Source organism: Halorussus sp. AFM4, from assembly GCF_051194995.1.
Lineage (GTDB): Archaea > Halobacteriota > Halobacteria > Halobacteriales > Haladaptataceae > Halorussus.
Window position 1 is genome coordinate 469,536 of the sequence record NZ_JBNTJT010000004.1, and the last position, 13,944, is coordinate 483,479.

Consider the following 13,944-nt stretch of genomic DNA (forward strand, 5'->3'; position numbering starts at 1 on the left):
GATGGCCCCGTCCGACTCGACGGCCGGCGACGGCTCGGTCCTCCGCCAGCGCGCCCGCGAGGTCGGTCGCGCGACGCTGCTGGGCGCCGGCCTCGGCGCCCTGGGCCTGGTGGCGCTCGTCGCCGCCGGCGAACCGGTCGACCTCGCCAGCGAGACGGTGTTCGCGGTCGGGGCGCTGGTCTTCGGCTTCTCGCTGCTGGGGTGGTCGGGGACCGTGTTCGCCGGCCGCGGCATCGAGAGCTTTCAACGCCACCTCGGCGGCCGGTCGGACTGGTCGGCGGCCGACTCCCGGCAGGCGATGGCGGTCCTGGGCGGCGTCGGCGTCGGCGGGATGGCCGGCGCGAGCCTGGCGACGGTGGTCGTCGGCAGCGTGGCGTGACCCGAGCGCCGGCGCGGACCCGGTATCGCCGGGCCGCTCGACGCCGCGCCCGGCCGGGCGATTCGGTTGGATTTAACTGTCGGTCGCCGTACTGTCAGCTATGAACGAGTTCACGCGCCAGGCCGTCGCCCTCGCGATCGGCGCGGCGATCATCGTCTGGCAGACGCTCCAGGAGACCGGTCGGGTGTTCGCGGCGCTGCTGGCGGTCAGCGCGCTCTGGTACGCGTTCGCGCCGGTGATCCGCGACGGCGTCGCCTGATCCTCCGGCGTATCGACTCCGGTGGTCGCGCCGTCGGTCAGCGGCGTGTACTTCACCGCGAACGACTGCGCGCTCGCCGGACGCATTCCGTCTCGCGCCGGTGCGGTCCCGCAGGTCGGCGGTCAAAAGTGACGACGGGAGAGGCCGAGCAAGCGTCCCCGTCGAAGGTTCCGTTGGCGGACGAGTACCCTTCTGGTTGGTAGTCGTTCGAGTGGCGGTGCGTCAGTCGGCGGGGGTTCGCCGACACGACTTGCTACGGTGGTTGTACACATAACGACACCCTTCGGGGCAACTATTTCCATTCCCGGTCGCAAAACAAGACGAACGTCGTTCGATGGCCGCGGGATGTGGAGATACTTCGAATTATTGCGCCGGCTATCGCCCGGCGGTTGTCGTTCGTCGGCTTCCGCCGCGCGCCCTCGGTCGTCCTCACTCCCGGACGTTCGTCCCGACCGGGTCGCCGAACTCGGCGTCCGCGACGTCGCCGTCGTCCGAGCCGCCCCGTTCCCAGACCACGTTGCCACGCACCATCGTCAGCTCGGGGAAGACGCCCCGCATCCCCTCGAACGGGGTCCACCCGCACTTCGAGTGGAGCTCCTCGCCGCGGATCTCCCGGGAGTCGTCGGGGTCGACGAGCACGAGGTCGGCCATCAGCCCCTCCTCGACCCGGCCGCGCCGGGTCAGGCCGAAGACGTCGGCGGGGTTGGCCGCGGTCAGGTCCCGGACGCGCTCGTAGCTCAGGTCGCCCTTCCGGGCCTCCTCGAGCAGCAGCGGGAGGGCCGTCTCGACGCCCGGCACGCCGCTCGGGGCGTCCCAGATGCCCGCGTCCTTCTCCTCGCGGGTGTGGGGCGCGTGGTCGGTCGCGACCAGGTCGACGGTCCCGTCGGCGACGCGCTCGAAGAGCGCCGCCCGGCGCTCCTCGCTCCGGAGCGGCGGGTTCATCCGACCGAAGGTGCCCAGGTCGTCGTAGTCCTCCCGCGAGAGGAAGATGTGGTGGGGCGTCACCTCGCAGGTCGCGCCGCCGTCTTTGGCCGCGTCGACACCCTCGGGCGTGCTGGTGTGGGCGACGTGGAGTCGGGCGCCCGCCGCCTCGCCGATCTCGACCGCGCGCTCGACCGCGGCGACCTCCGCCTCGGGGGTGCGGTAGGCGCTCCAGGCGTCGTAATCGTCGCCCGGTCGCTCGCGGGCCTCCTCGGAGAACAGGTCGGCGTCCTCGGCGTGGACGGTCACGACCCGGTAGGCGTCGGTCGCGCGCTCGACCGCCTCGCGGAACAGCGCCTCCTCGATGCCCATGTCGCCGGTCGAGTCCGCGAGGAACACCTCGCCGAGCGCCAGCACGGGCCGGTCGAACAGCCCGTCGGGGTCCCAGTCCGCGGTCACGCCGCCGTTGATGCCGTAGTCGACGTAGGAGTCGGCCGCCAGCTCGGCCTTCCGGTCGAACGCCTCGCCGTCGACGGTCGGCGGCTCGGTGTTGGGCTGGTCGACGACCGTCGTCACGCCGCCCGCCGCGGCCGACCGGCTGCCGGTCTCCCAGGTCTCCTTGTGGTCGAAGCCGGGCTGGCGGAAGTGGACGTGGGCGTCGATCATCCCCGGCAGCAGCAGCTTGCCGTCGGCGTCGATGGTGTCGCCCGAGCGGGTCAGCGTCGACCCGACCCCCGAGATGCGGCCCGCGTCGGTGTCGACGCGCACGTCGACCTCGCGGCCGTCGGCCAGCGTCGCGTTCTGGATGGTGAGCATTCGTGGTCGGAGGGTTCGGGGGTGGGCGTCCTAAGGGTCCCGATTCGCCGACTAGGGGATTCTGTAGTCTGTGGTGGTCTCGGGACGAGTGCGGTCGTGGGCAACCGGTGCTCTGGGTACGGGACAGCAACGGCTGACCCTTCCTCGAAAGCCCCCGGTCGCTCGACGACCCGCGTCTGGCGGGACTCGCTGCGCTCGTCTCGCCGAGTTCCGCTCACTCCGTTCGCGGAGCACTCGCTGCGCTCCTCGCTCGGTCGCTTCGCTCCCTCGCTCCGGTGCTTGCGTCGCCGGGGGCCAGTCGAGCGACCGGCCCCTTTCAGTCCCGCCCGACGGTGGCTGCGGGGCCTGGCGCGTTCCGGTGGTCTGTGTCACCGGGCGCTATCTGTGGATTACGTCATCGAGCGAGATGACCTGGACCGCAGCCGGCAGCCGCCGCCGAGAGTCCGTCAGTCGGCCGCTTCGGCGTCGGCGAGGTCCGGTACCGAGACGACCTCCGGGTCGGCGTCGCCGACGAGCAGCGCCTCGATCCCGCGGGCGACCGCCTCGGGGTCGGTCTCGCCGCCGGCCGCGGCGAGGCTCCCGACCGACGCCGGGTCGAAGGGGAGTTCGAGCGCGGTGTACACCGGGTCGAGGACGTCCGCGATCTCCTCGTGGTCGCGCACGACGACCACGCCCGAGACCAGCGCCGCGTTCTTCCGGACGCGCTGGGCGACCCCGACCAGCTTGCCCCCGTGGCGCAGCGAGTAGTCGCCCGGGCAGAAGCTCGCCTCGGGCTCGCCCCGGGAGGCCGGCACGCCCAGCCGCCAGAGGGCGCGCTGGACCGCCCGGGTCACCGACTCGTAGCGCTCGTCCATCCCGACCCGCATGTCGTCCAGGGGAACCACCTTCGCGAACGCGACCGTGTTGCCGGTGTAGGCGACCGCCCGGCCGCCGACCGACCGCTCGACCGGCGGGAAGTCGCAGGCGGCGGCGACCTTCTTCGCCACGTCGAAGTCGTCGGCCCGCGAGTCCCGCCGCCCGAACGCGAGCTGGCGGTGGGGCCGCCACGCCCGGACCGCCGCCTCGCCGTCGTCGGCCGCCCGCTCGAGCATCCCGGCGACGACGTCGCGGTCGGCCGCCCGACTCGCCGCCCGGCCCCGGAGTACGCGCATGGCGGGGCCTTCGCATCCGGAGTACCTAAACCCTCGCGTCTCCGAGACGCGGACGATGGTCACCGTCGGCCCGGCGCTGCTGGAACGCTTCCCCCGGTTCTCGCTGTACAACTCGCCGTACGCCGCCCACGACGAGGGGTGTGCGATCGACCTGTATCCGCATCGGGGAGACTGGCGCAAATCCGGCGACGGCGACGAGGACCGCGAGACCGCCGCGCCGAGCCCCGTCGCCGGTGAGGTCGTCGCCACCCGGACCGTCTCGGCGCCGCCGAAGGACTACGCCGTCGAGCACGACCACCTCGTCGTCGTCGACACCGGCGACCATCTCGCGCGGATCCTCCACGTCGACCCCGCGGTCGACCCCGGCGACGAGGTGGCGGTCGGCGACTCGCTCGGCGAGCTGGTGCGCTCGGGCTTCTTCGCGCCGTGGGTCGACAACCACATCCACCTGGGCTTCCGGTCGCGCGACGCCGACCCCTACCGGGCCTCGGGGTCGCTCCCCGTCGAACTCGACCCGGCGCTCGACCTCGCCGGCGTCGCGTGGGACGGTCGGGGGACGGTCGTCGCGACCGGCGACACCTACGCCGTCCTCGACGCGCCCGACCACCCCGCGCCGGGCGATCGCTTCGCCGGCATCGCTGCGGACAGTGGCGCCGGGATTCTGGACGGCGGCGTGCCTCACTACGACGGCGGTGGCCTCTTCGGTGGAGCTGAGGGAACGACCGCGGTCTCGCTCGTTGGTCGGCGGGTCGGCGCCGCCGACGGTCGGACCGTGACGTGGGGCGACGTGACCGTACGGGCGAACGGGACGCCGATCACCGGCCTCTCACTGTTCTTCGCGCGCGAGGCGCTGGGCGCGAAGCTGGTCTGTCCGGACGCGGCGTTCGAGGTGGGCGAGCGCGTGGAAGTCGCCGTGGAGTCCGAGCGATAGGACTCACACCTCCGGCGCCACCCGGGCCGCCCCCGCCACCAGCCCCGCGCCGACGAGCGCCAGTAGCCCACTCGCGACGAACGCCGGCGCGTAGGTGCCCTGCGTGTCGGCGACGTAGCCCGCGGCGGTGGGCGCGACCAGCCCCGCGACAGCGAACGCCGCCGACATCAGGCCGAACACAGCGTTGAGATTCTCTGTGCCGAACAGGTCGGCGGTCAGCGGCGAGAGCAGCGCGCCGTTGCCGCCGTAGCCGACGCCGAAGAGCGCCGCCGACCCGAGGACGAGCGCCGGCGTGGGTGCGACCGTCAGCCCGAGCGTGGCGACGCCCATCGTCGCCGAGCAGGCGACGAACACCCGGGCCCGGCCGAGGCGGTCCGAGAGGTAGCCGACGCCGAGGCGCGCGAGGCTCGTCACTCCGCCGACCGTGCCGATGGTCCACGCGCCGACCCAGCGCGGAAAGCCGCTGGCGCCGAGGAACGCGACGCCGTGCGTCAACAGGACGTAGAGCGCGGCGTAGGTGCAGACCCAGCCGGCGAACAGCAGGCCGAACGCCGGGGTCCGGGCGACGTCGGCGACCGCGCCGGCCTGCTCGCGCCACGGGCCCGGGTCGGAGTCCGGACCCGGGCCGCCGTCAGCGACCTCCGCCCGGACCTCCCCGCCGGCGTCCGTCTCGATCCCGGCGTCGGTCGGGTCGCGGGCGACGAAGGCGGCGGCGACCGCGAGCAGGGCGACGAACCCGGCCACCAGCGCGAGGTAGGTCGCCCGCCAGCCGACCCGCCGGATGGACGCGGCCGCCAGCGGCGCGACGACCAGCATGCCGATACCGAGCCCCGAGGTGGTGACCCCGACCGCGAGCCCGCGCCGCCGGTCGAACCACCGCGGGACCGTGGCGTAGGCCACCACGTAGAGCGCGCTCAGGCCGAGCCCCGCGACCACGCCGTAGGCCAGGACGACCCCGAGCAGCGAGTCGGCCCGCGCCGTGGCGAGCAGGCCGACGGTGAGGAGGCCGGCGCCGATCGCGGTCGGGACCCGCGGCCCGACCCGGTCGACGACGCCGCCGACCGCCGCGGCCCCGACGTAGACGACGAACGTCTGGACCGCGAAGACCGCCGACGTGCTCGCGCGCGACGCCCCGAAGGTCGCGAGGATGCGCTCGAAGAAGACGCCGAACGAGTACGAGAGGCCGAAGACGACGAGGGTGATCGCGAAGCAGGCCGCGACGACCACCCACCCGTAGTGGGGGACGCGTCGGGCCGCTCGCCGCCGGAGGCCGCCGAACATGGGCCGCCGGAACCGAGCACGGCCGGCAAGTAGGCAGTACCGGTCGACTGCACGCCGCGACTCGCGGCGAGAAACGGGACGGCGCTCCGCTCACTCGAACGCGATCTCGTCCTTCGTCGTGAGTTCGCCGAACAGGAAATCCGAGTGCTCGACCGCGTAGTCGCGGTGGTCCTCCTCGATGTAGCCCAGCGCGTCCTCCACCACGACCGGCCGGTAGTCCCGGAGGCCCGCGCTCCCCGCGGTGTGGAGGACGCAGACGTTGGCCAGGGTCCCGCAGAGCAGCAGGTCGTCGATGCCGTGGGTGTCGAGGTGCCCCTCCAGGTCGGTCCGGTAGAAGGCGTCGTAGGTGTGCTTCACGACCACGTGGTCCTCGTCGCGCACGTCGAGGTCGTCGACCAGTTCGGCGTCCCACGAGCCCTCGAGGACGTGCTCGCCCCAGCGCTCGAACTCGTCGTAGTAGTGGGCGTCCTCGAACTGTTCGGGCGGGTGGACGTCGCGGGTGTAGACGACCGACGCGCCCGCCTCGCGGGCCGTCGCGACGACGTCGGTCACGTCGTCGATGGCCTCCTCGCTCGCGGGGGCGTAGAGGCTGCCGTCGGGGTGGCAGAAGCCGTTCTGCATGTCCACGACCACGACCGCCGTCGATTCCGGGTCGAAGCTCATGTCCGGACCTACGGGCTCGCGGCCGAAAACGTTTTCCGGGTCCGCGGGGCCGGTGGGGTCCCGCGGGCGCCGCCGCGCCTCCGACTCCGGGATGTTTTCACCGGCTCATCAGGAAGTTTTTGGCCCTGTGGTCCCACGTACGGGTCACAGTAAATGCGTACGACTATCGCTATCGCGGTCGTGCTGATGCTCGTCGTCGCGGGCTGCTCGCAGGCCCCCGGCACGGGAACGACGACCGGTACGGCGGACGCCGGCGGATCGGTCGTCGAGCCCCCCGATCCCCCGTCCGACCGCCTCGGCTGGGAGGCGGGCTACTGGTACAACGAGACCGTCGCGGTGACCCCCGACGACGGCCTGAACGCGACCGAGCTCAACGCGACCGTCTCGCGGTCGATGGCCCGCGTCGAGCGGATCCGGAGGCTCGAGTTCGAGACCCGGGTCCCGGTCGAGATCGTGACCCGCGAGGAGTTCCGGCGCAACCGGAGCAGCCGGTCGATGACCCAGACCCGCCGGACGTTCGACAACGCGAAGTACGAGGCGCTGTTCATGATCGACGAGTCGACCGACTCCGTCGGCGTCCAGAGCAGCAACTCGGGCTCCTCGATCGGCGGCTTCTACAGCCCGGGGAAGGACTCCATCGTGGTCGTCGCGGACGCCGGCAACGCCAGCGCGCCGCGACTCGACGAGCTGACGCTGGCCCACGAGCTCGTCCACGCCGTCCAGGACCAGCGGTTCGGGCTCGGCGACCTCAACCAGTCGACCCGCGAACTCCACAACGCGAAGGACGGTCTCATCGAGGGCGACGCCAACTACGTCCAGCACCGCTACTCGAAGCGGTGCCGGGCCGCCTGGAACGGGACGTGCCAGACCCCCGGAGGCGGCTCCGGAGCCGGCGGCGGGCTGGCCAACATCGGCCCGTACCTCATCAAGTACCAGCCCTACAGCGACGGGCCGCCGTTCGTCCGGAGCGTTCGCAACCGGAGCGGCTGGGCCGGCGTCAACGACGTGTACGCGAACCCGCCGGCCAGCACCGAGCAGGTCATCCACCCCGAGAAGTACGGCGAGGACGCGCCCGCCGAGTTCCGCGTCCGCGACCGGACCAGTGAGGGCTGGAGCCGGCTGAAGCCGGAGGGCCGCCCGAACTACGGCAGCGTCGGCGAGGCCGGCATCTTCGCGATGTTCATGTACCCCTACTACGACAGCCAGGGCCGGACCCAGATAATCCCGGCCGAGCGGTTCTTCAACCGGAAGCAGGGGTCGAACCAGCTGCGGAGCTTCGACCCGCTGAACTACAACAGCACCTACTCGGCCGGGTGGGACGGTGACAAGCTCGCGGTCTACGCCAGCGAGTCGGCCGGCGCCAACGAGACCGGCTACGTCTGGAAGACCGTCTGGGACTCGCGGAAGGACGCCCGGGAGTTCGCCGGCGGCTACCGCCAGCTGCTCCGGTACAACAACGCGACCGAGGTCGACGGCCGCGCGAACACCTGGCGCATCCGGGGCAACGGGTTCGCAGACGCCTTCTACGTCCAGCAGCGCGGCGACACGGTCGTCGTCGTGAACGCGCCGACGGTCGCGGCGCTCTCGAACGTCCGGGCGGGCGCGGCGCCCACCAACTGACCCGGCGCGGCTGCGAGCGGCCGCCGCAGGGGCGGCCGCCGCGGATGACCGCCAAGCGGGACCTTTTTCGCCCGCGCGACGGAACGTCCGGCCATGAACGTCCAGAGGTGGTGGCGGTGAGCGACCGGTTCGACGTGGTGTCCGAGGAGGCCGTCCGCGACGGCACCGCGACCGACGCCTACTTCCTGCGGACCGAGGAGACGCTGGAGGCCGCCGACCGCAACCCCCGCGTCGTGGCCGAGGTGACCCGCGACCAGTTCCCGACCGGCGAGTTCGACCTGCTGGCGGGCGTGAAGGACGCCGCCCGCCTGCTGGAGGGGCTGCCGGTCGACGTCGACGCGATGCGCGAGGGCCGGCTGTTCGACGGCGGGCCCGTGATGCGCATCGAGGGCGACTACCTCGACTTCGCGCGGTACGAGACCTCGCTGCTCGGGTTCCTCTCCCACCAGAGCGGCATCGCCACCGCGGCGCTGGAGGCCCGGCGGGCCGCCCCCGATTCCTCGGTCCTCAGCTTCGGCGCGCGCCACGTCCACCCCGCCATCGCGCCCGTCGTCGAGCGCGGCGCGCTGGTCGCGGGCCTCGACGGCTTCTCGCACGTCGCGGCGGGCGAGGTGCTGGGCCGGGAGGCCAGCGGCACGATGCCCCACGCGCTGGTCATCGCGTTCGGCGACCAGGAGACCGCGTGGGAGGCGTTCGACGACGCGGTCGACCCCGACGTCCCGCGCATCGCCATCTGCGACACCTACTCCGACGAGAAGGACGAGAGCATCCGGGCCGCCGAGGCGCTGGGCGACGCCCTCGACGGGGTCCGGCTCGACACCACCAGCTCGCGCCGCGGCGACTTCCGCCACATCGTCCGGGAGGTCCGGTGGGAGCTCGACGCCCGCGGGTACGAGGACGTCGACATCTTCGTCTCCGGCGGGCTCGGCCCCGACGACCTCCGGGAGCTGCGGGACGTCGCCGACGGCTTCGGCGTCGGCGGCCACGTCAGCAACGCCGACCCGCTGGACTTCGCGCTCGACATCGTGGAGCTGGACGGCGATCTGGTCGCCAAGCGCGGCAAGCTCTCGGGGGTCAAGCAGGCGTTCCGGACGCCCGACGGCGGCCACCACGTCGGGCTCGCGGACCGCGCGGCCCCCGAGGACGGCGAGCCGCTGCTGGAGCCGCTGCTCCGGGACGGGGAGATCGTCCGGGAGTTCGACGTCGACGACGCCGCCGAGCGCGCGCTCGAAGACGCAGTGCTGGTCGGGTTCAGAGAAGACGGATAGCCGGCGGAACGACGTACCGGGTCGAAACTGCGGAGAAGTACCCGCTCTAGAGCTCCTCGACGGTGCCCTCGGGTTCGCGCTCGCAGAAGACCTGGCCGTCGAACAGCGTCACCATCACGTCGTCGTCCTCCCAGGCGCCCTTCGGGAGGCCGGCCTTCCGGCAGGTCCGGTCGAGGTACTCGAAGACGCTCCACTCGTTCTCGATGGGGAGTGTCGGGTACATCCACGCGTGCGAGCCCCGGCCCTCGATGGCGACGCCGTGGGTCCCCAGCTCGATGTCCTCCACGGGGTCCTCCGAGAACTGGGTGTCTCGCACGACGCAGACCGAGATCTTCAGGTTCGGGAGCTCGGCCTCCTCGACCTCGGAGCCGCAGGAGGTGTCGCTGGCGGCGGTGATCGCCGAGTCGACGATGAGGTGACCGAGCTGGTCGGTGCCCTCGTAGGCACCGTCACATCCCCGGAGGCGGCCGCGGCCGCGCGTCGACGAGAGCCGGACGAACACGCCGGTCCGGTTGTAGAACGCCTCGCGCATGCTGCCGGGCTGTTCGCGCTGCCCGTTGATGACGTAGGATTCGACGGACTCGCGTGCGAGCTCGACGGCCCGCGTGCCGTCCTCGTAGGAGAGAGTTACTGCCTGAGCCTGTGCCATACAGCAACCCCTTGGGCGGGTAGCACCTTCAAGTCTTCCCTTCAATACTAAACGTAGAAACGTCCCGCTACGTTTCATGTGGGCCGGCTTGCCACGGGGTAACGTCGTCCTTCAGTCGGGGTAATCCCGGCCTCGAACCGCGGTAACGCCGCCTTTCCGCGGGTGCTGGGGCTCGCGTCACCGAACTCCTTAAACCGCGGCGGCCACTACCTCCGAGCGGCAGAGGGAGCCGAGTTCCCGCGGGGACGCCGCTCGCCGGCGTCCGCGTGAGGAAAGTCCCCCCACCGTCCGGGCGGGCGACCGGACGCAAGTCCGGAGCGGGAGACCGCTGGCTCTGGAACAGAAACGAGACCCCTCTCCCCGACCGATGAGGTGCGCGAACCCGGACCCAAGAAGGCTCACGCCGAGCAAAGGAACGGGGAGCTAACCCACCGAGGGATGCGTTCCAGCCCCGCTGGGACGCGACTCGACGGGAGAGAACGGATGGAACGGCGAAACCTCGCCGGTGCAAGTCCGCGCCGCGGTCCGGGGCGCCGCGGTGGCGCTCCGGGCCGTCAAGGTAGCCCGGACGACGGCGCGGACGCTCAGCCGAATACTCGGACGAACAGAAGGGGGCTTACTCCCCTCAGCCGCTCTCAGCTCGATCAGCGGCGCGTGTCGCTTCTGGTTCTCCGTGCGCTACCCCAACGCGACGACCAGCAGCGCGAGTGCGGCGAGCACTTCCGCGGCGAGGACCGTGACCGCGGCCCCGATCTTCAGGGTGCTCATCCCCGTCCCCATTTCGATGGCGCTCATCGACTGCTACTTGGGGGTCTTTCACAATAAGTCGGACACACAGTTCGTCATTGTTCGCGCTTGCGACCGGTCCGTAACGCAATGAACGCTCGTGAACTGTTCCGTGCTGGCGTAAATGTGCGCTTAAACGGAACTGAACGGGAGATTACCACGATCGTTGTTAACCGCGTTCGTTCGAGTTGTTAAGGAATCCTACTCCGGCCCGGCCCTTTGACAGTGCGATTAATAACTCCTCGGCGACTACTGACGACCAATGACGAGCGAGGAGCGCGAGCGGACCGTCCGCCTCTCGGTACCCGAGATGGACTGTCCCTCCTGCGCCGGGAAGGTGACCGCGAGCGTCGAGCGGCTCGACGGCGTTCGCGACGTCGACCCGGCACCGACAACCGGCACGCTCACCGTCACCTACGACGAGCGAGCGGCCGACGACGCGGCCGTCCGCGAGCGCGTGGAGGCCGCCGGCTACGCGGTCGAAGACGGCGCGAGCGGCGGCGCCGAGCGCCGGCTCTCGGTGCCCGAGATGGACTGCCCGTCGTGCGCGGGGAAGGTCGAGAAGGCGCTCGACGGCGTCGAGGGCGTCGAGTCGATCGAGACCCGGCCCGCGACCGGGGAGGTGGTGGTGACCGGCGACGCCGACGGTGAGCGCGTCGCGGCGGCCGTCGAGGGCGCGGGCTACGAGGTCGCGGACGCCGGCGGCGACGCGACCGACGACGGCGGACCGGGCGTGGCCGAGTCGAGCGAGGTCTGGACGAGCCCGCGTGCACTCAAGACTTGGACCGGCGGCGCGCTCATGGTCGTCGGACTGGTGCTTGAGTTCCTGCTGCCGAGCGCCGACCCCCTGCTGTTCTCGGCGCTGGGCCGGGCGTTCCACGCCTCGTCGGTGCTGCTCCTGCTGGCGGCAGGGGTCGCCGGCCAGGAGATCATCCGGAACGGCTACTACTCGGCGAAGAACCTGAGCCTCGACATCGACCTGCTGATGGGCGCGGGGGTCGTCGCCGCGGTGGCGGTCGGCCTCTACTTCGAGGCCGCGACCCTCGCGGTGCTGTACAGCGTCGCGGAGCTGCTCGAGCGGTTCTCGATGGACCGGGCCCGCGACTCGGTCCGGGAGCTGATGGACCTCTCGCCCGACACCGCGACGGTCAAGCGCGGGGGCGACGAGGAGACCGTCCCGGTCGAGGCGGTCGCGGTCGGCGAGACGGTCGCGGTCCGTCCCGGCGAGAAGATCCCGGTCGACGGCGAGGTGCTGACGGGGACCAGCGCGGTGAACCAGGCGCCCATCACCGGCGAGAGCGTCCCCGTCGACAAGTCGGCCGGCGACGAGGTGTACGCCGGCACCGTCAACGAGGAGGGGTATCTGGAGGTTGAGGCGACCGCAGAGGCCGACGAGACCACCCTCTCGCAGGTGGTCGAACTCGTCGGCGACGCCCAGCGCGACCGGACCGACAGCGAGCAGTTCATCGAGACGTTCGCGTCGTACTACACCCCGGTCATCGTGGTCGGGGCGCTGCTGACCGCCTTCGGGCCGCCCCTGCTGCTCGACGCGCCGTTCCGCGAGTGGTTCGTCCGCGGGCTGACGCTGCTGGTGGTGGCCTGCCCCTGCGCGTTCGTCATCTCGACGCCCGTCTCGGTGGTCTCGGGCGTGACGAGCGCGGCCCGCAACGGCGTGCTCGTGAAGGGCGGCCCGCACCTCGAGTCGATGGGCGGGGTCGCGGCCGTGGCGTTCGACAAGACCGGGACGCTGACCGCGGGCGAGCTCGCGGTGACCGACGCGGTCCCGCTCAACGGGACCGACGAGGCCGACCTGCTGCGGTGCGCCCACGACCTCGAACGCCGGAGCGAGCACCCCATCGCGGAGGCCATCGTCGAGCACGCCCACGAGACGGGCGCGGCCCACGACGACGACAGCGACCACGACGACCGGCCCATCGAGAACTTCGAGAGCCTGACCGGCAAGGGGGTCCGGGCGGACCTCGACGGCGTGACTCACTACGCCGGCAAGCCCGCGCTGTTCGAGGAGCTGGGCTTCGATCTGGACCACGTCCACCTCTCGACCGACGGGGGCGAGCGGGTGACGGACGGTGGTGGCGCGACCCTGGCCGACGCCGCCGACAGCCGGTGCGAGGGACGCGAGGACTGCCTCGACCTGCTCGCCGACGTGGTGCCGCGGTTCCAGCGCGAGGGCAAGACGGTGGTGCTGGTCGGCACCGAGGACGAACTCGAGGGCGTCATCGCCATCGCCGACGAGGTCCGGCCCGACGCGAAGCGGACGGTCGCCCGCCTGCGGGAGTTCGGGCTGGAGACGGTGATGCTCACGGGCGACAACGAGGGCACCGCCCGCGCGGTCGCCGAGGAGGTCGGCGTCGACGAGTTCCGGGCCGAGCTCCTCCCCGAGGACAAGGTCGCGGCGGTCGAGGAACTGGCCGACCGCCACGGCTCGGTCGCGATGGTCGGCGACGGCGTCAACGACGCGCCCGCGCTGGCGGCCGCCACGGTCGGCGTGGCGATGGGCGCGGCCGGCACCGACACCGCCATCGAGACCGCCGACATCGCGCTGCTGGGCGACGACCTCTCGAAGGTGCCGTACCTCTACCGGCTCTCGCGGAAGGCCAACGCGGTCATCCGCCAGAACATCTGGGCCAGCCTCGCGGTCAAGGCGGTGCTGGCAGTGGGCGCGCCCCTCGGCCTGGTGTCGGTCGCGGTGGCCATCGTCGTCGGCGACATGGGGATGAGCCTCGGCGTGACGAGCAACGCGATGCGGCTGGCGCGCGTCGAGCCCGAAGAATAGGTCGGAGAGGGAACAAGAGTTTTCCCGGGTGCTGTCGTGTCCGCACTCGTGGACGAGTCGGCCCCCGTTCAGCGGCGTGGGACGGAGTCCGCCGAGGAGGACCGTCCCCTGGGTCTCACGCTCTACGTCGGGCTCTACGCGGTCGCGTGGACTCTCGTGTTGGTCCTCCTCCCGGCCCTCGGACTCGGGCTGCTCGTGTGGCTCCTCGTTCCCGTCCCCGTCGTCGCGCTCTACGTCGTGTACCACCTCTGGCGACTGAAGCGCTGGGCGTGGGCGACTCTCGTCGTCCTTCACGTCGTCTCGGCTCTGCTCTCCGTGGTCCAGGTCGCAGTCGGAGTGGCGACTCTCGCCGAGAAAGACGTCCCGTTCGCGCTCTCGATACTGTTCGTCGGCTACCTCTACGCGATACGCGACCGCTTCGACTGA

General features: G+C 71.7%; 12 protein-coding genes and 1 other RNA gene. 8 read left to right on the top strand and 5 right to left on the bottom strand.

What is annotated here, in order from left to right; all coding sequences use genetic code 11:
* Position 1 precedes the first annotated feature (1 nt).
* Positions 2-379: a DUF7268 family protein gene (locus tag ACQUQF_RS19780; RefSeq protein ID WP_435180861.1), complete on the top strand. Its 378-nt coding sequence runs from the start codon at positions 2-4 to the stop codon at positions 377-379.
* Positions 380-479: 100 nt separating this feature from the next.
* Positions 480-638: a hypothetical protein gene (locus ACQUQF_RS19785; protein ID WP_435180862.1), complete on the top strand. Its 159-nt coding sequence runs from the start codon at positions 480-482 to the stop codon at positions 636-638.
* Positions 639-1,067: 429 nt separating this feature from the next.
* On the opposite strand, the gene ACQUQF_RS19790 is transcribed toward ACQUQF_RS19785, so the two are convergent.
* The gene (locus ACQUQF_RS19790; protein ID WP_435180863.1) at positions 1,068-2,375 is read right to left on the bottom strand and encodes a dihydroorotase; all 1,308 of its coding nucleotides are present in this window, start codon (positions 2,373-2,375) and stop codon (positions 1,068-1,070) included.
* Between the two features lie 446 nt (positions 2,376-2,821).
* Entirely contained in the window at positions 2,822-3,526 is a 705-nt protein-coding gene (locus ACQUQF_RS19795) for a lipoate--protein ligase family protein (RefSeq protein ID WP_435180864.1), read from the bottom strand.
* Positions 3,527-3,581: 55 nt separating this feature from the next.
* On the opposite strand from ACQUQF_RS19795, the gene ACQUQF_RS19800 reads away from it, so the two are divergent.
* Positions 3,582-4,457, top strand: coding sequence for a hypothetical protein (locus tag ACQUQF_RS19800; RefSeq protein WP_435180865.1), 876 nt, complete (start codon positions 3,582-3,584; stop codon positions 4,455-4,457).
* Between the two features lie 3 nt (positions 4,458-4,460).
* Here ACQUQF_RS19800 and ACQUQF_RS19805 read toward each other — a convergent pair whose 3' ends face one another.
* Positions 4,461-5,738 (bottom strand): MFS transporter, encoded by a 1,278-nt coding sequence (locus tag ACQUQF_RS19805; RefSeq protein WP_435180866.1) that lies wholly within the window; start codon positions 5,736-5,738, stop codon positions 4,461-4,463.
* Positions 5,739-5,828: 90 nt separating this feature from the next.
* Complete coding sequence (locus tag ACQUQF_RS19810; RefSeq protein ID WP_435180867.1) at positions 5,829-6,401, bottom strand: cysteine hydrolase family protein; 573 nt, start codon at positions 6,399-6,401, stop codon at positions 5,829-5,831.
* A 153-nt stretch (positions 6,402-6,554) separates the two neighbouring features.
* On the opposite strand from ACQUQF_RS19810, the gene ACQUQF_RS19815 reads away from it, so the two are divergent.
* Both ACQUQF_RS19815 and ACQUQF_RS19820 read left to right on the top strand, forming a co-directional pair.
* The gene (locus ACQUQF_RS19815; protein ID WP_435180868.1) at positions 6,555-8,021 is read left to right on the top strand and encodes an Hvo_1808 family surface protein; all 1,467 of its coding nucleotides are present in this window, start codon (positions 6,555-6,557) and stop codon (positions 8,019-8,021) included.
* Positions 8,022-8,137: 116 nt separating this feature from the next.
* A complete protein-coding gene (locus ACQUQF_RS19820) occupies positions 8,138-9,289 on the top strand; it encodes a nicotinate phosphoribosyltransferase (RefSeq protein ID WP_435180869.1) in 1,152 nt (383 codons plus the stop codon).
* A 46-nt stretch (positions 9,290-9,335) separates the two neighbouring features.
* Here the strand turns inward: ACQUQF_RS19820 and ACQUQF_RS19825 are convergent, their stop codons facing one another.
* The gene (locus ACQUQF_RS19825) at positions 9,336-9,938 is read right to left on the bottom strand and encodes a TIGR00296 family protein (RefSeq protein ID WP_115798671.1); all 603 of its coding nucleotides are present in this window, start codon (positions 9,936-9,938) and stop codon (positions 9,336-9,338) included.
* Between the two features lie 218 nt (positions 9,939-10,156).
* Here ACQUQF_RS19825 and rnpB point away from each other — a divergent pair.
* From rnpB to ACQUQF_RS19840, 3 genes are all read left to right on the top strand, one after another.
* Positions 10,157-10,569: RNase P RNA component (gene rnpB / locus ACQUQF_RS19830), an RNA gene on the top strand.
* Positions 10,570-10,986: 417 nt separating this feature from the next.
* Entirely contained in the window at positions 10,987-13,518 is a 2,532-nt protein-coding gene (locus ACQUQF_RS19835; protein ID WP_435180870.1) for a heavy metal translocating P-type ATPase, read from the top strand.
* Between the two features lie 48 nt (positions 13,519-13,566).
* Entirely contained in the window at positions 13,567-13,944 is a 378-nt protein-coding gene (locus tag ACQUQF_RS19840) for a hypothetical protein (RefSeq protein WP_435180871.1), read from the top strand.